General features: G+C 71.6%; 19 protein-coding genes and 1 riboswitch. Of the genes, 9 read left to right on the forward strand and 10 right to left on the reverse strand.

Translation table 11 applies throughout. From position 1 onward, the window contains the following. Positions 1–6 precede the first annotated feature (6 nt). Both E4623_RS22705 and E4623_RS15745 read right to left on the reverse strand, forming a co-directional pair. Positions 7–237 carry a sulfurtransferase TusA family protein gene (locus E4623_RS22705; protein WP_245155105.1) on the reverse strand — a complete coding sequence of 77 codons (231 nt, stop codon included), beginning with the start codon at positions 235–237 and terminating at the stop codon, positions 7–9. A gap of 4 nt (positions 238–241) precedes the next feature. Then, positions 242–1402, reverse strand: coding sequence for an aminotransferase class V-fold PLP-dependent enzyme (locus E4623_RS15745; RefSeq protein ID WP_167736673.1), 1161 nt, complete (start codon positions 1400–1402; stop codon positions 242–244). Positions 1403–1509: 107 nt separating this feature from the next. Here E4623_RS15745 and coxB point away from each other — a divergent pair, with 107 nt between their 5' ends. From coxB to E4623_RS15770, 5 genes are all read left to right on the forward strand, one after another. Then, positions 1510–2406, forward strand: coding sequence for a cytochrome c oxidase subunit II (coxB, locus tag E4623_RS23025; RefSeq protein WP_134767489.1), 897 nt, complete (start codon positions 1510–1512; stop codon positions 2404–2406). Continuing rightward, positions 2403–4220 carry a cytochrome c oxidase subunit I gene (gene ctaD, locus E4623_RS15755; RefSeq protein WP_245155106.1) on the forward strand — a complete coding sequence of 606 codons (1818 nt, stop codon included), beginning with the start codon at positions 2403–2405 and terminating at the stop codon, positions 4218–4220. Before coxB ends, ctaD begins: the two co-directional genes overlap by 4 nt. After that, a complete protein-coding gene (locus E4623_RS15760) occupies positions 4217–4633 on the forward strand; it encodes a cytochrome c oxidase subunit 4 (protein WP_134767490.1) in 417 nt (138 codons plus the stop codon). Before ctaD ends, E4623_RS15760 begins: the two co-directional genes overlap by 4 nt. Before the next feature lie 150 nt (positions 4634–4783). Further along, on the forward strand, positions 4784–6031 hold the full coding sequence (locus E4623_RS15765) for an Ig-like domain-containing protein (protein ID WP_134767491.1): 1248 nt from the start codon (positions 4784–4786) through the stop codon (positions 6029–6031). Positions 6032–6219: 188 nt separating this feature from the next. Beyond that, positions 6220–7155 carry a type IV toxin-antitoxin system AbiEi family antitoxin domain-containing protein gene (locus E4623_RS15770; RefSeq protein ID WP_134767492.1) on the forward strand — a complete coding sequence of 312 codons (936 nt, stop codon included), beginning with the start codon at positions 6220–6222 and terminating at the stop codon, positions 7153–7155. Between the two features lie 411 nt (positions 7156–7566). Here E4623_RS15770 and E4623_RS15775 read toward each other — a convergent pair whose 3' ends face one another. The 4 genes from E4623_RS15775 to E4623_RS15790 all read right to left on the reverse strand — a co-directional run bounded on the left by E4623_RS15775 (position 7567) and on the right by E4623_RS15790 (position 11979). Beyond that, positions 7567–9318 (reverse strand): ubiquinol-cytochrome c reductase cytochrome b subunit, encoded by a 1752-nt coding sequence (locus E4623_RS15775; protein ID WP_134767493.1) that lies wholly within the window; start codon positions 9316–9318, stop codon positions 7567–7569. Beyond that, positions 9315–10313, reverse strand: a complete 999-nt coding sequence (locus tag E4623_RS15780) for a Rieske 2Fe-2S domain-containing protein (RefSeq protein WP_245155137.1) — start codon at positions 10311–10313, stop codon at positions 9315–9317. The genes E4623_RS15775 and E4623_RS15780 overlap by 4 nt, the downstream gene beginning before the upstream one ends. Positions 10314–10396: 83 nt before the next feature. Beyond that, positions 10397–11332, reverse strand: coding sequence for a c-type cytochrome (locus E4623_RS15785; protein WP_134767494.1), 936 nt, complete (start codon positions 11330–11332; stop codon positions 10397–10399). A gap of 41 nt (positions 11333–11373) precedes the next feature. After that, a complete protein-coding gene (locus E4623_RS15790) occupies positions 11374–11979 on the reverse strand; it encodes a heme-copper oxidase subunit III (RefSeq protein WP_280633672.1) in 606 nt (201 codons plus the stop codon). Positions 11980–12086: 107 nt separating this feature from the next. Between E4623_RS15790 and E4623_RS15795 the strand changes: the two genes are divergently transcribed. Genes E4623_RS15795 through trpD form a run of 3 tightly spaced genes read left to right on the forward strand, consistent with a single transcriptional unit; the run spans position 12087 to position 14538 of the window. Beyond that, positions 12087–13058 (forward strand): cytochrome c oxidase assembly protein, encoded by a 972-nt coding sequence (locus tag E4623_RS15795; RefSeq protein WP_134767496.1) that lies wholly within the window; start codon positions 12087–12089, stop codon positions 13056–13058. Positions 13059–13102: 44 nt separating this feature from the next. Next, positions 13103–13522 carry a hypothetical protein gene (locus tag E4623_RS23205; protein WP_245155107.1) on the forward strand — a complete coding sequence of 140 codons (420 nt, stop codon included), beginning with the start codon at positions 13103–13105 and terminating at the stop codon, positions 13520–13522. Continuing rightward, positions 13519–14538 carry an anthranilate phosphoribosyltransferase gene (gene trpD / locus E4623_RS15805; RefSeq protein WP_245155108.1) on the forward strand — a complete coding sequence of 340 codons (1020 nt, stop codon included), beginning with the start codon at positions 13519–13521 and terminating at the stop codon, positions 14536–14538. Before E4623_RS23205 ends, trpD begins: the two co-directional genes overlap by 4 nt. Before the next feature lie 10 nt (positions 14539–14548). Here the strand turns inward: trpD and E4623_RS15810 are convergent, their stop codons facing one another. The 4 genes from E4623_RS15810 to E4623_RS15825 all read right to left on the reverse strand — a co-directional run bounded on the left by E4623_RS15810 (position 14549) and on the right by E4623_RS15825 (position 21077). Further along, entirely contained in the window at positions 14549–18262 is a 3714-nt protein-coding gene (locus E4623_RS15810) for an Ig-like domain repeat protein (protein WP_134767498.1), read from the reverse strand. Positions 18263–18301: 39 nt separating this feature from the next. Then, the gene (locus E4623_RS15815) at positions 18302–18913 is read right to left on the reverse strand and encodes a YgjV family protein (protein WP_134767499.1); all 612 of its coding nucleotides are present in this window, start codon (positions 18911–18913) and stop codon (positions 18302–18304) included. Between the two features lie 108 nt (positions 18914–19021). Further along, positions 19022–19300, reverse strand: coding sequence for an Lrp/AsnC ligand binding domain-containing protein (locus E4623_RS15820; protein ID WP_134767500.1), 279 nt, complete (start codon positions 19298–19300; stop codon positions 19022–19024). Positions 19301–19325: 25 nt separating this feature from the next. Further along, positions 19326–21077 (reverse strand): DEDD exonuclease domain-containing protein, encoded by a 1752-nt coding sequence (locus E4623_RS15825; RefSeq protein WP_245155109.1) that lies wholly within the window; start codon positions 21075–21077, stop codon positions 19326–19328. Positions 21078–21179: 102 nt separating this feature from the next. Between E4623_RS15825 and E4623_RS15830 the strand changes: the two genes are divergently transcribed. After that, a complete protein-coding gene (locus E4623_RS15830; protein ID WP_134767501.1) occupies positions 21180–21395 on the forward strand; it encodes a hypothetical protein in 216 nt (71 codons plus the stop codon). A gap of 169 nt (positions 21396–21564) precedes the next feature. Then, a riboswitch (cyclic di-AMP (ydaO/yuaA leader) is annotated at positions 21565–21725 on the forward strand. Positions 21726–21727: the final 2 nt, after the last annotated feature.

Raw genomic sequence — 21727 nt, forward strand, 5'->3', positions numbered from 1 at the left:
CGTGCGCTACGTCGTGCGCCGGACCACGTAGCGCGCGACGCCGTCGTCGGCGGTGTCCTGCCCGACGTACTCCTGACCGCGCATGCGGCACCACGCCGGGACGTCGTGGCGCGCGGCCGCGTCGGTCGCCACGACCGCGACGACCCCGCCGACCGGGACCTCCCCGATCCGGCGGGCCAGGTCGATGACCGGCTGGGGGCACAGCAGGCCCCGGCAGTCGAGCTCGAGGTCGGGCACGAGGTCAGGATCCATCTCGGAGCCCCGCGACGACCTCGGGGAGCACGGCGCAGAACGCCTCGACCTCGGCGTCGGTCGTGCTGCGGGTCAACGAGACCCGGACGTTGCCGTGGGTGAGGGCACCCATGGCGGCCAGCACGTGGGAGGGCTCGAGGGTCGAGGCGGTGCACGCCGACCCGCTCGCGACGCCGAAGCCGCGGCGGTCGAGCTCGGTGACCAGCTGCTCGCCGTTCACGTAGAGCACCGAGAACGTCGTCAGGTGGGGGAGTCGCCGTTCGGGGTCGCCGACGACGTCGACGTCGCCGATCGCGGCCGCTGCGGCCCGGATGCGGGCGATCCAGGCGTGCTGACGGGCCCCGAGGTCGTCCCGCTCGGCCACGACGGCCTGCAGCGCCGCGGCGGCGGCCAAGGCGGCCGGGACGTTCTCGAAGCCGCTGGCGCGGTGGTCGGAGCGGTCGTCGGCCGGGAACGGCGACGTCCAGCGGGCGCCGCGGCGCACCAGCAGGACGCCGACCCCGGCCGGTCCGCCCCACTTGTGCGCGGAGCCGGCCAGGGCCTGCCAGGTGCGGGGCAGCGGGACGCGGCCCATCGAGGCGCACGCGTCGACGAACAGCTGGGTGCCCGGTGGCAGCTCCACCTCGTCGACGGGCTGGAGCGTGCCGACCTCGTGGTTGGCGCTCTGCAGCGCGACGGCGGCGGCTGGGCCCTCGGCGAGGGCGGCGGCGAGGGCGTCGCGGTCGACCCGGGCCCCGCGGTCGACGCCGACCAGGGTCGGCTCGCCCCACCACTGCGCGGCGTGCCGGACGGCGGCGTGCTCCACCTCGGCGAGCACGACCCGGCGCCCGCGGCCGGCGTCCGCGGCGGCCAGCCCGAGCAGCCCGCGGTGCACCGCCTCGGTGCCCGACCCGGTGAACGTCACCTCGTCGGAGCGCACCTCCAGGCACTCCGCCACCACGGCGCGGGCGTTGTCGAGCAGCAGCCGCGCGGTGCGCCCGGGGTGGTGCAGCCGCCGGGGATCGGCGTACCCCGCGTCGAGGGCGGCGAGGAACGTCGTCCGGGCAACGGGGTGCAGAGGCTCGGTGGACGCCGCGTCGAGGTAGGCGCCGCGCGCTGCGGCGCCGTCCGACCCTGACTCCGACCGGGGTGCTTCCCCACGTTCCGACACGACCACGATCCAACCACCCACCCGGGGGCGCCGCGGACGGACTCCGCGCGATACTGTTCGGGTCTGTTCGTGATCGTCTGATTGTTGGCTGAGAGGAAGGCTCGTTCGTGGGTCTGCAACTCCCCGAGCGCACTGCGCCGGCTCCCCGACGTGGCCGCCGTGTCGGTCTCGCCGTCCTGCTCGGCGTCGCGCTCGTCGTCCTCGCCGGCTGCGGCACCGACACCGAGCTGGAGCGCCTCGCGATGCCCGACCCGGTCACGGTCGAGGGTGAGTCCACCCTCGCGCTGTGGCAGGGCGCCTGGATCGCCGCCCTCCTCACCGGTGGGTTCGTCTGGGGCCTGATCTTCTACGTCATCTTCCGCTACCGCCGCCGGCACGCCGACGAGGTCCCGGTGCAGACGCGCTACAACCTGCCGCTCGAGATCTTCTACACGATCTTCCCGATCATCATGGTCATCGTCTTCTTCGACCACACGATCAAGACGCAGAACATCGTGCTCAACGACGAGGACGTCCCGGTCCAGAACACCGTGGTCGTCGTCGGCCAGCAGTGGTCGTGGACGTTCAACTACCCCGAGGCGGTCGACGGCGAGGACGGTCAGCCCGTCAACGTCTTCGAGTCCGGCACCGGCAACAACATCCCCAAGCTCGTCATCCCGGTCGACACGACCACGCGGTTCGAGCTGCGCAGCCCCGACGTGATCCACGACTTCGGGGTCCCCGGCTTCCTCATCAAGATGGACGTCATGCCGGGCCAGGACAACCACTTCCAGGTCACGCCGAAGAAGACCGGCACCTACGCCGGCAAGTGCTACGAGCTGTGCGGCGTCTACCACTCCCGCATGCTCTTCACCGTCGACGTCGTGACCCAGGAGGAGTACGAGGCGTACCTCCAGGGTCAGTACGACGCCGACTTCTACTCCGACGACCCGGTCTGCGGCGGCTCGTTCGCCAACACCCAGGTCGGTCTGGACACCGAGGAGAACGGGGAGGTCTGCCAGTGACCACCACCGCAGCCCCCATCACGGGCAGCGTCGCGCCGGACCGCAAGCCGCTGGGTCAGCAGCTGGTCAAGATGATGACCACGACCGATCACAAGCTGATCGGCAAGATGTACCTCGTCACGTCGTTCGCCTGGTTCCTCGTCGCCGGCCTGATGGCGATGCTCATCCGCTCCGAGCTGGCGTTCCCGGGCAACCAGGTCGTCAACGACGAGCTGTACAACCAGCTCTTCACCATGCACGGCACGATCATGCTGCTGCTCTTCGCGACGCCGCTCTTCTTCGGCTTCGCGAACGTGATCATGCCGCTCCAGATCGGTTCGCCCGACGTCGCGTTCCCGCGCATGAACATGTTCAGCTACTGGCTGTTCCTGTTCGGCGGCCTCATCGCCGCCTCCGGGTTCCTGACCCCCGCCGGCGCGGCCGACTTCGGCTGGTTCGCCTACACGCCCCTCTCGGACTCCGTGCGCTCGCCGGGCGTGGGCGGTGACCTCTGGATCATGGGCCTGTGGATGGCCGGTCTCGGCACCATCCTCGGCGCGGTCAACTTCATCACCACGATCATCTGCATGCGCGCACCCGGCATGACCATGTTCCGGATGCCGCTGTTCGTCTGGAACACGCTGGTGACCAGCCTGCTCGTGCTGATCGCCTTCCCGGTGCTCGCCGGCGCGCTGCTCTCGCTCGAGGCCGACCGCCAGCTCGGCGCCCACGTCTTCGACACCGCCCACGGCGGCGCGATCCTGTGGCAGCACCTGTTCTGGTTCTTCGGCCACCCCGAGGTCTACATCATCGCGCTGCCGTTCTTCGGCATCGTGACCGAGATCCTCCCGGTCTTCAGCCGCAAGCCGCTCTTCGGCTACGTCGGCCTGGTCGGCGCGACGCTCGGCATCGCGATCCTCTCGGTCGCGGTGTGGGCCCACCACATGTTCGTCACCGGCGCGGTGAACCTGCCCTTCTTCTCGGGCATGACGTTCCTGATCGCCGTACCGACGGGGGTGAAGTTCTTCAACTGGATCGGCACGATGTGGGGCGGATCCATATCGTTCGACACCCCGATGCTGTGGTCGATCGGCTTCCTGACGACGTTCCTGTTCGGTGGCCTGACCGGCATCATCCTGGCCAGCCCGCCGCTCGACTTCCACGTCTCCGACTCCTACTTCGTGGTCGCGCACTTCCACTACGTCGTCTTCGGCACCGTGGTGTTCGCGATGTTCGCCGGCTTCTACTTCTGGTGGCCGAAGATGACCGGCCGGATGCTCGACGAGCGCCTCGGCAAGGTCCACTTCTGGCTGCTCTTCGTGGGCTTCCACACGACCTTCCTGGTCCAGCACTGGCTGGGTGTCGAGGGCATGCCGCGGCGCTACGCCGACTACCTCGAGAGCGACGGCTGGGAGACCCTCAACCAGATCTCGACGGTGGGTGCCTTCCTGCTCGGCGCGTCCACGCTGCCGTTCCTCTACAACGTCTACGTCTCCCGCAAGGCGCCGCTGGTCGAGGTCGACGACCCGTGGGGCTGGGGCCGCTCGCTCGAGTGGGCCACCAGCTGCCCGCCGCCGCGACACAACTTCCACTCCATCCCGCGGATCCGCTCGGAGTCGCCGGCGTTCGACCTGCACCACCCCGAGGTGGCCGCGATCGAGCTCGACGAGAACTCCTCGGCACGCGACGGCAAGTTCGCCGACGCACCCGACATGGAGGGCCGCGAGGACCTCGTCAACGGACGGCTCGGCAAGGACGACCACGCCACCGACCGCGCCGACAGCTACGACCACGGCGACGGCGACGACGCCGCGGGCGAGGAGACCACCCGATGAAGGCGGAGGCCTGGATCTTCGGCATCACGACCATCTTCCTGGTGCTCGTGACGCCGGCGTACTGGTTCGTCACCGACGGCAGCGAGCACGGCGGCGACTGGACCGGCACCTCGGCGCTGGTCATGACGACGCTGCTGGCCGCGATGGTCACCCTCTACCTCGGCTTCCACGCCAAGAAGATGGAGCCCCGGCCCGAGGACCGCAAGGACGGCGAGATCGCCGACGGCGCCGGGGAGCTCGGGTTCTTCCCGCCGTACTCCTGGTGGCCGCTGTGGTGCGGTCTGACGCTCGGCGTCATGGTCTTCGGCGTCGCCGCCGGCGCGTGGTGGCTCGTCATCATCGGTGGGGTGCTCGGCGCCGTGGCGCTCTGCGGCCTGGTGTTCGAGTACTACCGCGGCGTGCACGCACACTGACCCACGGGTCCGTGGTGGGTCGCCCGGGTCACACCGGCCGACCCGCCGGGGAATCGGGAACGTGCCCGGCCCCCGGTTACGCTGGTGCAGCAGCGTGAACGACGCTGTCGAACCCTCGTAGCGCTCGCTCACCCCCTGGGAGTACCCCTGATGTCCGTGCGTCTCTCGGCACGCGTGTCCGCCTCCGCCCTGGCTGCGGTCCTGGCCCTGTCCCTGGCCGCCTGCAGCTCCGACGACGCAGGCTCCGGCGAGCCCGGCCCCACCGCCGACGCCGGTGCCGCTGGAGCCGGTGACCCCGCCCAGGACGCCGCCGCCACCGACGACCCCAGCGAGAGCGCCGACGCCCCCACCGTCTCGGTCAACGTCGAGCGCGGTGCGACCGACGTGCCCGTCTCGACCCTGGTCGAGGTGACCGCCCGGGGTGGGAGCCTCGACGAGGTCAAGGTGACCTCCGACGCCGGCGAGGTGGCCGGCACGCTCGCCGACGACGGTGCCTCCTGGACGGCGTCCGACCGGCTCGAGCCCGGCACGTCGTACACCGTCAGCTCCCGTGCCGGCGAGGGTGACGCCACCGCGCGCACCCGCCTCGGCTTCACCACCGTCGACCTGTCCCTCGACGAGCAGACGTTCCCGTCGGTCGCGCCGCTGCAGGGCGAGACCGTCGGCGTCGGCATGCCCGTCATCGTCAGCTTCGACCTGCCGGTCACCGACAAGGCCGCCTTCGAGGAGCACATGGTCGTCGACTCGAAGCCGGCGCAGGTTGGCTCCTGGTACTGGCTCAGCGACACCGAGGCGCACTGGCGTCCCAAGGCCTACTGGTCGCCGGGCACCGAGGTCACCGTCGACGTCGACGTGAACGGCGTCGACGCCGGCAACGGGATCTACGGCCAGGAGAACCGCGAGGTCGCCTTCGAGGTCGGCGACGCGCACATCTACCAGGTCGACGCCAGGGCGCACCAGATGAAGGTCTTCTCCAACGGCAAGCTGCTCCGCACCCTCCCGATCACCACCGGCAAGCCGGGCTTCACCACCCGCTCCGGCACGAAGGTGATCATGGAGAAGTTCGAGTCGAAGAGGATGAACTCCGAGACCGTCGGGATCCCGCAGGGCAGCTCCGAGGCCTACGACATCGACAACGTGCAGTGGGCGATGCGGGTCACCAACTCCGGTGAGTTCATCCACGCCGCCCCGTGGTCGGTCGGCTCCCAGGGCCAGGCCAACGTCTCCCACGGCTGCACCGGCATGAGCACCGCCGACGCCGGCTGGCTCTACGCCATGAGCGTCCGCGGCGACGTCGTCGAGTACACCGGCACCGACCGCGAGATGACCTTCGACAACGGCTACGGCGACTGGAACAAGTCCTTCAAGGACTACCAGGCCGGCTCCGCCCTCGCCTGACCTCTCTCCACCGCAACGCTGACCCGTCACCTATAGGTGACGGGTCAGCGTGACATCGAGGTCGACCTGTCACCCATGGGTGACAGGTCAGCGTGACATCGAGGTCGACCCGTCACCTATAGGTGACGGGTCGACGTGGCTGTGGATGACCGGAGCGCGGAGCGCCGCGGACGGAGCACCATGCCTCCATGACTCGGGCACGGACGACAGCGCAGGTGCAGGCGCTCCTGGCGGTCCTGCCCCAGGACGGACCGTTCACGGCGGCGGAGGCGCTGGCGCTCGGTCTCTCCAACCCGCAGTGCCGCGAGCTCGTGGCGCGTCGACTGCTGGTGCGACGGGTGCCCGGCGTCTACCACGTGGCGGCGCTCCGCGACTCGCTGGAGCTCAGGCTGGCGGCCCTGCGCCTCGTGGTCCCTCCGGACTGCGTCGTGACCGACCGGACAGCGGCCTGGGTGTGGCTCGGCGCACGAGCCCTCGCTCCCGGCGAGCACGTCGACCTCCCGAGGATCAGCGTCTTCGGCCCGCCGGGTCGGCGGTTGCGCAACGGTCTCGTCGACAGTGGTGAACGCCGACTCGCCGCGCGCGACGTACGGGAGGTCGAGGGGGTGTTGGTGACCACGCCGCTGCGCACCGCGTGCGACCTCGGCCGGCTGCTGCACCCCGACCAGGCCCTGGCGGCGATGGACGCCCTGGCGACGTTGTGCGCGGTGGAGGAGATCTCGACCGAGCTCCCGCGGTTCAAGGGCTACCGGGGCATCGTCCAGGCACGTGCGCTGCTTCCGATCGTCGACCCGCGGTCGGGTTCGCAGTTCGAGAGCATCGCGAGGCTCCGGTGGCACCAGGCCGGGTTGCCGCACCCCGAGTGCCAGGTCCCGGTGCCCGCGCCGGACGGGGGCTGGTTCTACGTCGACATCGGCCTGCCCGAGACCCGCTTCGGCCTCGAGTTCTTCGGCGAGGAGTTCCACGGACCGGAGCAGCACGACCACGACGAGACGCGGCTCGCCTGGGCTCGCGAGCAACAGGGATGGACCCTCGTCGTCGCCCGCGGACCCAACGTCGTCGGACGCCACCAGGACGTCGAGCGCACCCTGCGCAGGGCGTGGGAGGACTTCCGACGAGGCTGACCCGTCACCGATAGGTGACGGGTCAGCGCCGGGACTGGATCGACCCGTCACCCATGGGCGACGGGTCAGCGTCAGGACTGGATCGACCCGTCACCCATGGGCGACGGGTCAGCGCCCGGACTGGATCGACCCGTCACCGATAGGTGACGGGTCAGCGGAAGGGTTGGATCTGGGGTGGGGGGAGGGGAGGGGAGGGGAGGGGAGGGAGGGTGGCGCGGCCGGGGTGTAGGCGGGAGGGCCCGGACCCGTGGGGGACGAAGAGCGGGGGAGGGGCTGGCCTGGTCGACGGCGCGCGCCGCACGGACGGCGCGACCCTCGACGTCGACGGTGGCGTCATCGAAAGCGACGAGGCCGAGGGCGACCCCGGTGGGGTCGGCCTCGGCCTCGGTCAGGTCATCCAGGACCGCTCGGTCAGTGGTCGCCGCGGAGGGTCTCACCCTCGACGGCGTGGTGCCCGTCGAACTGGTGTCCGTCGGCCACCCGGCCGTCGAGCGCCGCGGTGAGCTCGTGCTCGTGCTCGGCGTGGTGGTGCGCCTCCTCGAGCTCGGCAGCCGTCGGCTTCTGCACGTTGTCGGCGTACATCAGCGTGGACAGCTTGGCGCGCAGGCCGTCGAGCTTGCCGCCCGGAGCCGCAACGCCGTTGTCGTCGACCTTGCTGCCGACGGCGTAGACCTCGTCCCGGTCACGCGCGGTGATCCGGAACGCCGCATCGTTGCTGATCGGCAGGTGCCGCTCGGAGTACCCGCCCTCGGGCGAGCGCATGATGATGCCGGTCTCGTAGCCGTGCAGCAGCGTCTGCTCGTCGTGACGCTGCAGCGAGATGCACCAGCGTCGCGTGATGATGAAGGCGATCAGCGGTCCGAGGAAGATCATCACCCGCATGAAGTAGGTGATCTGGTTGATCGACAGGTGCAGCTTGATCGCGATGATGTCGTTGCCGCCCGCGGCCCAGGCGAGGCCGTAGAAGGTCATCAGCGACACCATGACGGCGGTCTGCGTAGGACGGTTGCGCGGGCGCTCCAGCAGGTGGTGCTCGCGGTCGTCCTTGGTGATCCACGACTCGATGAAGGGCAGCGCGATCAGGATCACGAGCATCAGCGGCGGGACGATGAGGATCGGGAGCATGACGTTCCACGAGATCGTGAAACCGCCGATGACCGACTCCCACCCGGGGATGATGCGCAGCAGGCCGTCGGGCCAGCCCATGTACCAGTCGGGCTGCGAGCCCGCCGTCACCTTGGTCGGGTCGTAGGGACCGAACTTCCACACCGGGTTGATCGACAGCAGACCACCGAGCAGGGCGACCGTGCCGAAGACGATGAAGAAGAACCCGCCGGCCTTGGCGGCGTACACGGGGAGCATCGGGTAGCCGACGACGTTCTCCTCCGTGCGGCCGGGACCGGGCCACTGGGTGTGCTTGTGGTAGACGAGCAGCAGCATGTGAGCAGCGATCAGGCCGAGGAGCAGGCCGGGGATCAGCAGCACGTGGATGATGTAGAGGCGCGGGATGATCGCGTCGCCGGGGAACTCGCCCCCGAAGAGGAAGAACGACATGTAGCTGCCGACCACCGGGGTGGCCTTGAGGAACCCGTCGGCGGCGCGGACGCCGGTGCCCGAGAGCAGGTCGTCGGGCAGCGAGTAGCCGGTGAAGCCCTCGAGGCTGCCGAGCAGGATCAGCAGGCAGCCGATGACCCAGTTCAGCTCACGCGGCTTGCGGTAGGCGCCGGTGAAGTACACCCGCATCATGTGGATCAGCATCGAGGCGATGAACAGGTGCGCGGCCCAGTGGTGCATCTGCCGCATCAGCAGTCCGCCGCGCACGTCGAAGGAGAGCTCGACGGTCGAGATCATGGCCTTCGACATCTCCACGCCGCGCAGCGGGTCGTAGGAGCCCTGGTACTCGGCCTCGGCCATGCTCGGGTCGAACCACAGCGTCAGGAACACACCCGACAGCAGTAGGACCACGAAGCTCCACAGGGCGATCTCGCCCAGCATGAACGACCAGTGGTCCGGGAAGACCTTGCGCAGCTGCTTCTTCATCGACGTGCCGAGACCGAGTCGGTCATCGGCCCAGGTCGCGACCGCACCGGCCTTCGAGGGCGCCTTGGCCGAAGCCGGCGTCGTGGTGTTGCTGTCGGCGACCTTGCTGGTGTCGATGCTCATCGCTCACGCTCCCAGTAGCTCGGTCCTACCGGCTCGAGGAAGTCGTGCTGAGCGACGAGGAAACCCTCGTCGTCGACGTCCAGTGCGAGCTGCGGCAGGGGTCGTCCTGCAGGTCCGAAGACCACCTTGGCCGAGTCGGCGAGATCGAACGTCGACTGGTGGCAGGGGCACAACACGTGGTGCGTGGTGCGCTCATAGAGGGAGATCGGGCAGCCGACGTGGCTGCAGATCTTCGAGTAGCACAGGACGCCGCCGACGTCCCACTGGTCACCCTGCTGGGACTTGATCTCGTCGGGGGCGAGCTTGACCACGATGACCGCGCCCTTGGCCTTGGCGGCCTGCAGCTCGGTGCCGTGGAGGTCGAAGAGTCCCTCGGGGACGGCGTTGACCAGGTCGCCGATCTGGAGGTCGGAGGCCCGGATCGGGGTGCCGACGACGTCGCGGACGACGCGGACGCCGGGCTTGACGCCCCACAGCGTGTGCTGCAGGCCGGTGCCCTCGGCCGCGTTGGCGACGTCCTTGGGCAGCGGGCCGAGGTCGCGCAGCATGACGACGGCCGGGAGACCCAGGAAGCCGACGGAGAGCAGCAGGGAGCGGCGCACCAGCTTGTGCTTGCCGATGCCCGACTCCTCGATGCCGATCGTCAGGGCGGCGACGGTGGCCTCGCGGTCGGCGTCGGAGGAGCGCGCCGGGTGGCGCATCTCGACGATCTCCTGGTCGGCCATCAGCTTGCGGGCCCACTGGATGATGCCGATGCCGATCAGCATCAGCGCCAGCCCGAGGAAGACACCGAGGAACAGGGTCGAGGCGCCGAGGCCGCCGAACGTCGTCCAGTTGGTGCCGATGTCGAGGGTGAAGTAGGAGATGACGAACGCGACCGTGCAGACGGCCGACAGCCCGAAGAGGGTCGCGACCTGCCGCTCGGCGCGTCGCGAGGCCTTCTCGTCGACGTCGGTGGGACGCCAGGTGTGCGGGTGCAGACCCGGGTTGGCGATCGGCTCCTCCGGGACGGCCGGCGTGCGGTCGACGCGGTCGTCGCTGTCGCCGGGGCCGGACCCGTCGTGCTTGTTCAGGTCGCTCACGAGGCTGCTCCCGTCTGGTCCGGGTCGGGCGTGCCCGAGGGCAGGTTGACGCGGGTGTGGTCCGTGGGCTTCTTGCGGTCGGTGCGGGTGGTGTGGGCGGCGATCCAGATCGCGGCGCCGACGAGACCGCCGATGCCGATCAGCCAGGCGGCCAGGCCCTCGCTCACGGGACCGAGGCTGCCGAGGGAGAAGCCGGCGTAGCCGGGCTTCTCCTCGGTCGTCTTGAGGTAGGCGATGACGTCGCGCTTCTCGTCGGGCGTCAGGTTGCCGTCGGAGAACGACGGCATCGACTGCGGGCCGGTGAGCAGCGCCTCGTAGATGTGCTTGGCCTCCACGCCGCGCAGCGTGGGCGCGAAGCCGCCGCGGGGCATGGCGCCGCCGGAGCCGTCGAAGTTGTGGCAGGCGGTGCAGTTGGTCAGGAAGATCTGGCCACCGCGGGTGATCGCCTCCTGGCGCTCCTCCTCGGTCAGGTCGTCGGGCAGCGTGTACGCCGACGCGTCCGGGATGGCCGGGCCGGTGCCGAGCGAGTCGACGTAGGCGGCGAGCTGGCGGACCTCGTCGTCGTTGTAGACGGGGGGCTTGCGGACGGCCTGCTGGCCGGGCTGGGCCATCGGCATCCGGCCGGTGCCGACCTGGAAGTCGACGGAGGCGGCTCCGACGTCGGTGAGCGGCGGACCGTACTGGGTGCCGCTCTGGGTCAGCACGCCCTCGCCGTTCTGGCCGTGGCAGAAGGCGCAGCCGACGAGGAACAGCTCGCGGCCGGCCTGGACGTCCTCGGCGCTGGTGCTGGTCTCGTCGGCCTGCGCGCCGGGGGAGAGCACCGAGTAGAGACCTCCGGTGAGCAGGAGGCCGAGCAGCAGCACCACCAGGCCGGCGAGCGGCCCTCTACGGTGCCGGGAGAGGCGACCGGCGGAGCGGTTCAGGAGACGCACGATTCTCTTTCCTGTGTCGTCGATGTGGGGTCGGGTTGCGGCTACTTGATGAGGTAGATCGTGGCGAAGAGCCCGATCCAGACCACGTCGACGAAGTGCCAGTAGTACGACACCACGATGGCGCTGACGGCTTGCTCATGGGTGAACTTGCGGGCCAGGTAGGTGCGGCCCAGCACCAGCAGGAAGGCGATCAACCCGCCGGTCACGTGGATCCCGTGGAACCCGGTCGTGAGGTAGAACATCGTCCCGTAGGCGGAGTCGGGGATCGTGATGCCCTCGTGGATCAGCTCGGCGTACTCGAGCGCCTGGCCGCCGATGAAGATCGCGCCCATCACGTAGGTGAGCACGAACCACTCGCGCAGGCCCCAGCCGCTGATCTTGAGCAGCGAGCCGGAGCGACCGACCTGGCCGCGCTCGGCGGCGAACACGCCGAGCTGGCAGGTGAGCGAGGAGAGCACCAGGATCGTGGTGTTCGCCGAGGCGAACGGCACGTTGAGCGCCTCGGTGTTCTCGGCCCACAGCGGGCTGCTCACCGAGCGGATCGTGAAGTACGACGCGAACAGGGCCGCGAAGAACATCAGCTCGCTCGAGAGCCAGATGATCGTGCCGACCGCGACCATGGACGGGCGGTCGTGATGCCCGTGCAGCCGGGATGCGGGGATGGTTGCTGTGGTCGCCACAAGAGCATTATGGCGTCCCGCTCGCTCGGGGCCACCACCCCCCTCGGGTGGGCGGTCCACCTACCCTGTGAGGTGTGTGGGAAACGTCGTCCGTGGCCGGGCTCAACGCCGTGCTGAACGCCTCCGAGGTGCTGCCCCGGTTCACCCTGGGCGCGGTCTTCACGGAGTGGTCGCTGGCTCCGCTGCCGCTCGTCGTCACCGTCTGGGCCGGCGGTCTGTACCTGCTCGGGGTGGCCGCGCTGCGCCGCCGGGGCGACCACTGGCCGGTCGGGCGCACGATCGCGTTCGTGGTCCTCGGGCTCGGTGCGTTCTACGTCGCCACGTCGTCCGGGCTGGGGGCCTACGACACCACCCTGCTCAGCGTGCACATGGTCCAGCACATGGTGCTGTCGATGGTGGCGCCGCTGGCCCTGGCCCTCGGTGCCCCGGTGACGCTGGCGCTCCGCACGCTCCCGGCCGCCCCGCGGCGCTGGCTGCTCGCCGTCCTGCACTCACGGGTCGCGAGGGTGCTGTCGTTCCCGCCGCTCACCTTCACGCTCTACGTCGTCTCGCCGTGGGCGCTGTACTTCTCCGGCTGGTACCGCGCGTCCCTCGAGTCGGCGTGGGTGCACGAGATGATGCACGTCCACCTGGTGCTCGTGGGGGCGCTGTTCTTCTGGCCGTTGATGGGTGTCGACCCGGTGCCGGGCCGGGTCGGCTACCCGTTCCGCGTGCTGCTGACGGTGCTGACGCTGCCGTTCCACGCGTTCCTCGGGGTGACGATCATGGGGCAGTCGACCCTGATCGGCGGCGACTGGTACCCGCGGCTCGACGCCGGTCCGATGGGGGCCTGGCTGCCCGACCCGTACGCCGACCAGGAGCTCGCCGGCGGGATCCTGTGGGGCTCCGGCGACCTCATCGGGCTGTCCTTCTTCGGCGTGCTGTTCGTCCAGTGGGTGCGCTCCTCGGTGCAGGAGGCCAGGCGGGAGGACCGCAGGCTCGACCTGGCCGAGGCTCGCGAGCGGGCGGCCGCCGTGCGCTCGGCCGGCGCGGACCGCCCCGACTGAGTCCCGCGCGAGCGCCCTCCGGGTCCGGCACTACGATGGGCGCCGTGACCGACGACACGCGCCCCGCACCCCGTCTGAAGGTGCTCGTCTACAGCGACGACGCGAACACCCGCCAGCAGGTGATCCTCGCGCTCGGACGCCGTCCGCACCCCGACCTGCCCGAGCTCGAGTACATCGAGGTGGCCACCGAGCCGGTCGTCATCCAGAACATGGACGCCGGGCACGTCGGGCTGGCCATCCTCGACGGCGAGGCCGCCCCCGCCGGCGGGATGGGCATCGCCAAGCAGCTCAAGGACGAGATCTTCCGGTGCCCGCCGCTCCTGGTGCTGACCGGTCGCCCCCAGGACGCGTGGCTGGCCACCTGGTCGCGCGCCGACGCCGCCGTCCCGCACCCGATCGACCCGATCCAGCTCGCCGAGTCCGTGATCGGGCTGCTGCGGTCCCGCGTCCCCGCGACCCCGTGACCTGGGCCGACCTGCTCACCGACCTCGTCGCCGGCCGCGACCTCTCGGCCGAGCAGACCGGGTGGGCGATGGGGGAGATCCTCGCCGGTGAGGCGACGCCGGCCCAGGTGGCCGGGTTCGCCGTCGCGCTGCGCGCCAAGGGCGAGACGAGCGAGGAGCTGGCCGGACTGGCCGACGCCATGTACGCGCGCCGGGTCCCGATCTCGGTCGAGGGCCGTCTCCTCGACGTCGTCGGCACCGGCGGCGACCGCTCCATGTCGGTCAACATCTCCACGATGGCCGCGATCGTCGCCGCCGGCGCCGGGGCGACCGTCGTCAAGCACGGCAACCGGTCGGCGTCCTCCCTGTCGGGCAGCGCCGACGTCCTGGAGGCGCTCGGCATCCGGCTCGACCTGCCCCCGGACCGCGTGGCCGCGGTCGCTGCCGAGGCCGGCATCACGTTCTGCTTCGCGGCCGCGTTCAACCCGGCGATGCGGCACACCGCCGCGCCGCGCCGCGAGCTCGGCATCGCCACGACGTTCAACTACCTCGGCCCCCTGGCCAACCCGGCCCGCCCGGCCGCCTCGGCGATCGGCTGCGCCGACCTGCGGATGGCGCCGGTGATGGCCGGCGTCTTCGCGCGCCGCGGCGACGACGCGTGGGTGGTGCGCGGCGACGACGGCCTCGACGAGCTCACCACCACCACGACGTCCCGGGTCTGGGTGGTCACCGGCGGTGAGGTCACGACCGCCACCGTCGACCCGGCCGCCCACGGTCTCGCCCCGGCCACGACCGCCGACCTGCGCGGGGGCGACGCCGCCCACAACGCCGAGGTCGTGCGCCGCCTGCTCGCCGGCGACCCCGGTCCGGTGCGCGACGCCGTCGTCCTCAACGCCGGCGCCGCGCTCGCCGTCCACGAGGCGTCGGGCGCGGCGCTCGACGACGCGCTGGCCGCCGGGATGGTGCGGGCGGCCGCCGCGATCGACACCGGCGCCGCCCGGGCCACCCTCGACCGCTGGGTGGTCGCTGCCTCCTGACCGGGGCCTCCTAGCGCCTGGTCACCTTCAGCTTCGCGGTTCCCGTCGAGCCGGTGACCTGGGTGCCACCGCCGTAGACGGCCTTGACCGTGTGCCTGCCGACGGCGAGCCTCGGCAGCCTGAACACGATCGTCCCGGTGCCGACCGCCTTGGTGGCCACCTTGCGGGCCCCGTCGTAGATCGTCACCGTGCCGCCCGGCGCCGACAGCCCGGACACGGCGACCCGGATCGTCGCGGTCACCCGCTTCCTGGCCGGCGTCCTCGTGGCGCTGAGGGTCACCGCCGTCGTCGAGGCCAGCCTGGCCACGGCACGCGCGGCGGACGGCGCGGTTCCCGGTGACCACCCGGACGCCGTCGCGGTCACGACCACGTGCACCGAGCGCGCGGCGTCGGTCGCGGTCAGGGTGTAGGTCGACCGGGTCGCGCCGGCGATCGCCGTCCCGCCGCGGAACCACTGGTGGGCGAACCGGGGCGAGCCCGGCCAGGTGCCGGGGCCCGCCGTGAGCGTCTGGCCGACCCTCGGCGTGCCGGTGACGACGGGCGGGGCCGTCGCGACGAGCGTCGGCGGAGCCAGGACCGGGACGGGGGTGCTGCTCGCGGTCCCGTCCGCGTACCCGGTCCTCCTGGCGGTCTCGACGACGGTGAGGTCGTGGCCGAGGTCGGCGGCGGTGAGGACGTAGGTCGTCCGGGTGGCGCCGGCGACGGCGACGCCGTCGCGGTGCCACTGGCGGGTCACCGTGGGGGTCCCCGGCCAGGAGCCGGGGACGGCGGTCAGCGTGCGGCCCACGAACGGGTCGCCCTCGACGGCCGGGACCGTGGTCGCGACCAGGGCGTCGCCGTCGACGGCGAGGATCCCGCCGCTGCGCGACGTGGCGCTCCTGTAGCCCGTCAGCAGGCCGGTCGCCTCGACCGTGAGCTGTTTCGCCAGGTCGGTGCTGGTGACCGTGTACACCTCACCGGTGGCGCCGGTGATCTTCGTCGTGCCGCGGTACCACTGGTACGTCGTCGACTCCGCGACCGGGTCGAACGTCGGCGCCGAGGCCCGGAGCTCGGTCCCGACCCGACCGCTGCCGGAGATCGTCACGGGGGTGGCGACGGCGGGAGGGTCGATCACGACGAGCTCGCGCCACGGCGAGGACCCGAGGTCCTTGCCGGCCACGTCGAGCGCGGTCACCCGCCACTGCGCGGTGCCGGCCGCCAGGCCGCTGGTCGGCGCCCAGGCGGTCGCCCGGGTCGTGACCGTCTCGGCGACGGTGTTGGTCGGGTCGTTCGGCTTGCGCCGCTCGAACCGGTAGCTGGTCGCGCGGGCGTCCGGCAACCAGGTGAAGAGACCCCCGGTCGGCGCGACCACGGCCCCGGCCGCCGGTGCGGCGGCCGTGAGGGGGAAGCCCTCCATGCGGAAGGTCCGCACCGCGGACCAGTCGCCCTTGAGGCCCCTGGCGTCCACCCGGCGCACGCGCCAGGTGTAGTCGGTGGCGGAGACCGGGAACGGATCCGACGGAGCCCACGAGACGTGCTTGGTGTTGGCGGTCGCGATCGGGGTGACGCTGCCGCCGGCGTACACCTCGACGTCGTAGGACGCCGCGAACGGCAGCGGTGCCCAGCCCAGCGTGTAGTCGGCGCCGAGGGCGGCTCCGAGCGCCGGGGTGAGCAGCGTCGGCACGGGCGAGCGCTTCTCGAACCGTCGGACCTCGCTCCAGACGGTCGGGTTGTTGCTGCCGTCGTTGGCCCGCACCCGCCAGTAGACGTAGCCCTCGGGGTAGGTGGCGCTGGGCGAGGTGAAGGAGGTCTCTTCGGTGGTGACCGACTCGATCGTGGTGGCGAAGGTCGGGCTGGTCGACGTCTGCACGGTGTAGGTGCGGGCCTCGGTCGCCGCGGGGGTGCGCAGCGACGAACCGGTGTCGGCGCCGGGGGCCCGGAGGGTGTCGAGCTCGGAGTCCCAGTCGAGGGTGACGTCGTCCGACACCAGGGCGTCGGCTGCCGGGGCCACGAGGGTGGGCGCGACCGACTTCTTGGCGAACGAGTGCCGGGCGTGGGCGATCGGCGCGCACGTCGTGCCGCAGGGCTGGACGACCCAGTAGTAGGCCGACCCGGCCTGGCTGTCGGGCAGGGTCTTGGTGAAGGTGTACAGCGGCTGGTCGAGCACCACGGGGGCACTCCGGAAGTCCGGGTGCAGGTTGGTCAGCTCACGGTCGTAGGCGACCGTAAGCCGGTAGGACGTCGCGCCGGGTGTCGGGTCCCAGGACAGCGCCGGCGTCTGGCGCAGGTCGACGCAGGTCGCCGGGATGACCGCGGTGCACGCGTCCGGCGCACCGGCGTCCGGGAAGGCGGCGGTGCCCGTGATCGAGGTGGCCTGCCCGGTCACCGAGTCGACCGTGAGGCCGGTGCCGGCGACGGTCGGCGCGGGGGGCTCGTAGTGGAAGCCGGCGGCCGGCTGGCCGATGAGGTCGGTGACCGGGGCGGCCGCTCCGCCCTCGTCGGTGGCGCGCACCTGCCACAGGTAGTCGCCCGCGGCGCTCGGCCCGCAGCCGTCGGGGGTGCTGGGGGCATAGGTGGTGTGGACGGTCACGGCGGTGCACACCGGCTGCCCGGGGTCGTCGGCCGCGTAGAGGACCACCGTGTACTTGCTCGCCCGCTCGATCGCCGTCCACTCGAAGAAGAACGGCGTCGCGGGGTCCGTCGGGCCGACCGGGTGCAGCAGGGTGGGCTGGTGCGGCCAGGCGCGGCGGAACCGCCACGGCGTGACCGGCCACGGCGCGGCGTTGCCGCTCGCGTCGACCGCCCGCACCCGCCAGAAGTACTCGTCGTTCGGCAGGGTCGTGGTCGGGGACCACTGCGTCGCGACGACGCCGGTCGGGTTCGCCACGGTCGTGAGGAAGCCGTCGTCGGTGCTGACCTGCAGCTGGTACGTGGCGGCGCCCGGCACGGGCTCCCAGTCCAGGACGACGTCGCGGACCGCGGCGTCGAAGCCGTCGACCGGCGCCGTGCGCACGACCGGCGGGAGACCGTCGACGACGTACGGGCTCGACGCGGTCCACGGGGTGGCGTAGCCCGACGTCAGCTCGGCCCGCACCCGCCAGAAGTACGTCCCGGCCGACTGGTAGCCGGTGAGGTAGGCCGCGGTCGTCTTCTGGGTGCGGGTCGCGAAGCCGGCGACGGCGGTGTCCACGAACTGCGGGTCAGGACCGACCTGGATCGTGTACGACGTCGCGCCGGGCACCGGCTCCCAGGTGAAGTACGGGGTCTCCGGGGCCTGGAAGTGCCGGTCGGCCTCCGGGCGCAGCGGCACCGGCGCGGCCGTCGTGGCCGGGGTGAAGGCGCCGACCGAGTAGGTGCCGGTCTCCGCGCCCTTGGCGCGCACCCGCCAGTGGACCGTCCCCGCGGGCAGCTGCACGGTGGGCACGTACTGCACGTTGGCGGTCGACACGACCGAGCCGATCCGGCCCGCCGCGGTGAACTCCGCCGTGCGGGACAGCTCGACGTCGTAGCCGGTGGCGCCGGTGACGCGGTCCCAGGCCAGCACCGGGTTGACGGCGTCGCTGGCCCGCAGGTTCGACGGCGGGTCGAGCGCGGCGGCCGGGCCCGGCGCACCGGTGGCGACGAGTCCGGCGCCGACGACGAGTCCGGCGAGCAGGGTCGCGAGGCGCACCCGGGCGCGTGGCTTCGAGGGGTGGTGCATGGTGCGGTCTCCCGGGGTCGGCGGCGACCCGCCGATGCGGGGCATCGGGAGCCTCGGCTTCCCGGAGGCGGGACTTGAGCGCCCTCAGAGGTCGAGCACGTACTCCTGGCCGTTGCGGCGGAAGCCGACGCGGTCGTAGTAGGCACCGACCATGCCCGGCGGCGACAGCACGTGGCGGAAGCCGAGCGTGGTCAGGACACCGCTGTCGCGCCACACGAACTCGCCCGGGGTGAAGTCGCGGTAGCGGGGAGTCACGTAGTCGAGCCGGACCCGGGCCACGTCGCCGTCGGCGTCGAGCAGGACGACGCCGACCGCCTCGTCGCCCCGCAGGACGACGAAGGCGTGGTCGCGCTCCGCTGCGTCGCTGCGGACGAAGTCGGGCTGGAACCGGGTGATGTCGTCGGCGTGCAGGGTCAGCAGGTGGCGCAGGTAGGCGTCGTCGCGACCGACCTCGACCACCTGGAAGACCGCGTCGTCGTGCCGCTCGCGCTGCAGCCTCACGAGGAACCAGATGTTGATGGCGCACAGCACGGCGTTCATGCCGACCATCGGCCAGACCTCGAGCAGAGCGTTGAAGACCAGCAGGATCACGCACGCGACGAGGTTCAGGGCGCGGAAGCGCAGCACCCGTGCCTGCAGCAGCGAGAAGACGAGCAGGGCGCTTCCGCCCCACCCCAGGATGTCCAGCCAGCTCATCGCGGCAGGCTAGTGGCTGGTCCAGCCGTCTCGACACGCGCGGTCCCGACCGGGTCCCTCGGCCAGGCTCGCTCGGTCACCGGTGGCCGGCCGGACCTCGTGCCCGGGTCAGTCCAGCCCGAGGGAGAAAGCCGACTCGAGGTCGTGGCGCGAGTAGGCCCGGAACGCGATGTGGGTCTCGGTCTCGCGGACGCCGGAGACCTTGTTGACCCGGTCGGCGACGACGGCGGCGACGTCGTCGTGGTGGCGGACCCGCACCATCACGATGAGGTCGATCTGACCGGTCACGGAGTAGACCTCGGTGACCCCCTCGAGGGAGGCGATCGCCTCGGCGACCTCCGGGATCCGGTCGACCTCGGCCTTCACGAACACGATGGCGGTGATCACGGCCCCACCCTAGTGCGCGGGTGCGTCAGGCCGGCTCGAACGGCGCCGGCTCGACGAGGTGCCGGGCGAGCTGACGGGTGGCGCCCGAGACCGGGCAGGTCCACTCGCCGTCGATGTCGACCAGGCGCAGCCCCGGCGCCTCGAGCCAGCGCAGCACCCGCTCGGTCTCGGCGGCCGTCGCGGCCGGGGTCGGGCCCGGGGTGCCGGACGGCGCGAGCACGGTCTCGGCGGTCGCGCACAGCTGGGCGACGTAGGTGTGGGCGTCGGAGCCGGCTGGGATGACGCCGGCGGCGGCGAGCCGGCCGTAGCGGACGACGTGGACGGCCCAGCGGCCGTCGTCCTCGCGGCGGGTGGCGACCACCTCCGGGCAGTGGGTCAGCGAGGTGAGCCGCTGGGTGCGCGCCGCCGCCCGCACGAAGGCCGCCAACCGGTCGCGGTGGACGCCGGCCTCCTCGAACCGCTCCTCGGCGGCCAGCGCGGCCATCTTGGCGTTAACCGCCTCGACGACGTCGTCGGGTCGCTGCAGCAGCGTCTCGCGCAGCCGGCGGACGACGGCTGCGTAGGTGTGCTCGTCGACGCTGCCGTCGCACGGCGACAGGCACCGGCCCATCTCGGCCAGCACGCAGGCCGTGCGCGAGGGACGCCGGGCGAGGCGGTCGGAGCACTGCCGGACCGGGAAGGTGTCGTGCAGCGCCGCCAGGCAGCGCTCGGCCGCCCCGCGGGAGCCGAAGGGCCCCAGGTAGTCGGCCTCGTCGTCGAGCACCTTGGTGACCAGCGAGAGGCGCGGCCACGGCTCCCGGGTGAGCTTGACGAAGGTGACCTTCTCGGGATGGCGCGAGCGCCGGTTGTAGGACGGCTTGTGCTGCGCGATCAGCCGCAGCTCGCGGACCTCGGCCTCCAGGGGGGTCGCGCACTCGATCGCGGTCACGTGGGAGGCCAGCCGCACCATCTCGCCCATCCGCGACCGGGTCTCGGAGGCGGTGAAGTAGGACCGGACGCGGGTGCGGACGTCGCGGGAGGTGCCGACGTAGAGGACCCGGTCGGCGTCGTCCTTGAACAGGTAGACGCCGGGGGAGTGCGGGAGCCCGTCGGCCAGGTGCCGCTTCCTGCGCTGCGCGGAGGTGACGCGCGAGGAGAACGTCTGCAGCTCCTCGAGGGTCTGCACCCCGAGGGCGCCGACCCGCTCCATCAGCCCGTGCAGGACGTCGACGGTGGCGCGGGCGTCGGACAGGGCGCGGTGGTTGGGGGTCGTGCTCGAGCGGAACGCCTTGGCCAGCGAGGAGAGCTTGCAGTTGGGGGCGTCGTCGCGGGTGATCACGCGGCGGGCCAGCACGGCGGTGTCGACCACCTCGAACGCCGGCCACGGGCGCCCCTGCTCCTGCGCGAAGTGCTTGAGGAACCCCACGTCGAACGGCGCGTTGTGGGCCACCAGCACGCAGCCGGCCGCGAACTCCAGGAACGCCGGCAGCACCGACTCGATCGGCGGCGCGTCGGAGACCATCGAGTTGCTGATGCCGGTGAGCACGGCGATGAACGCCGGGATCTCGGTGTGCGGGTTGACCAGGGTCTGGAACTCGCCGAGCACCTCGCCACCGCGGACCTTGACCGCGCCGACCTCGGTGATCCGCGACCCGGCCTGCGCCGACCCGCCGGTCGTCTCCAGGTCGACCACGCAGAACGTGATCTGGGCCAGGGACCGGCCCAGCTCGTCGAAGCTGCGCTGCGCCTCCCACCGCGGGTCGGCTCGACCCGTCCGGGCCGGCATGGTCGTGCTCATGCCACCGCACGCTAGGCGGGGCCACCGACAATCCCCGGGCGACACACGGACCCGGAGGCGTCCCGGGCAGAACTGTCCCCACGTCCTGCCACCGTCCTTCCCATGACGACACGAATCGACTGTGACTCCTGCGTGGTCCGCGGGCTGGCGTGCCACGACTGCGTGGTCACGGTGCTGCTCGGGCCACCTCCCGAGCTCGCCGAGCTGACCATCGACGACGACGAGCGACGCGCGCTCGACGTCCTGGCCGGCGGTGGCCTGGTGCCCCCGCTGCGCCTGGTCCGCCCGGTGAGCGGGCCCGAGGTCGAGTCCGCCTGACCGGGTCGGATCCGCGCCGATCTGTGACGCGTGTGACGGGTGTGACACGCCACGCCACCATGTGGGCGGATTTTTGGCGGGGCCGCGAGCACCGGTCTACGGTGATCGCTCAGGCGTTCGTGGAAGTGGGTCCACCAGGTCCCGCGCGGACGCCACGCTGAGTCCCCGTCGTACACGCCCGTCGTGTGCCCAGGGGAGCCGGGGAACCAACTCTTCTGGGGTGAATCCTCTGCAAGGCGGCTGGTCCCACGGGATCGACCGAGGAGCAGGGGTAGGGCAGGTCGTGCCCGAATCCGTCAGCTCACCCGGTAGGCGTACGACTGCAAAGGAAA

Source organism: Nocardioides sp. 1609 (genome assembly GCF_004522105.1).
GTDB lineage: Bacteria > Actinomycetota > Actinomycetes > Propionibacteriales > Nocardioidaceae > Nocardioides.

What these genes read in the sequence shown, in the direction of transcription:
- E4623_RS15765 (WP_134767491.1), top strand. Translation starts at nt 4,784, where the DNA reads ATGTCCGTGCGTCTCTCGGCACGCGTGTCCGCCTCCGCCCTGGCTGCG.
- E4623_RS15760 (WP_134767490.1), top strand. Translation starts at nt 4,217, where the DNA reads ATGAAGGCGGAGGCCTGGATCTTCGGCATCACGACCATCTTCCTGGTG.
- E4623_RS15770 (WP_134767492.1), top strand. Translation starts at nt 6,220, where the DNA reads ATGACTCGGGCACGGACGACAGCGCAGGTGCAGGCGCTCCTGGCGGTC.
- E4623_RS15810 (WP_134767498.1), bottom strand. Translation starts at nt 18,262, where the DNA reads ATGCCCCGCATCGGCGGGTCGCCGCCGACCCCGGGAGACCGCACCATG.
- E4623_RS15825 (WP_245155109.1), bottom strand. Translation starts at nt 21,077, where the DNA reads ATGAGCACGACCATGCCGGCCCGGACGGGTCGAGCCGACCCGCGGTGG.
- E4623_RS15830 (WP_134767501.1), top strand. Translation starts at nt 21,180, where the DNA reads ATGACGACACGAATCGACTGTGACTCCTGCGTGGTCCGCGGGCTGGCG.
- E4623_RS15775 (WP_134767493.1), bottom strand. Translation starts at nt 9,318, where the DNA reads ATGAGCATCGACACCAGCAAGGTCGCCGACAGCAACACCACGACGCCG.
- E4623_RS15815 (WP_134767499.1), bottom strand. Translation starts at nt 18,913, where the DNA reads ATGAGCTGGCTGGACATCCTGGGGTGGGGCGGAAGCGCCCTGCTCGTC.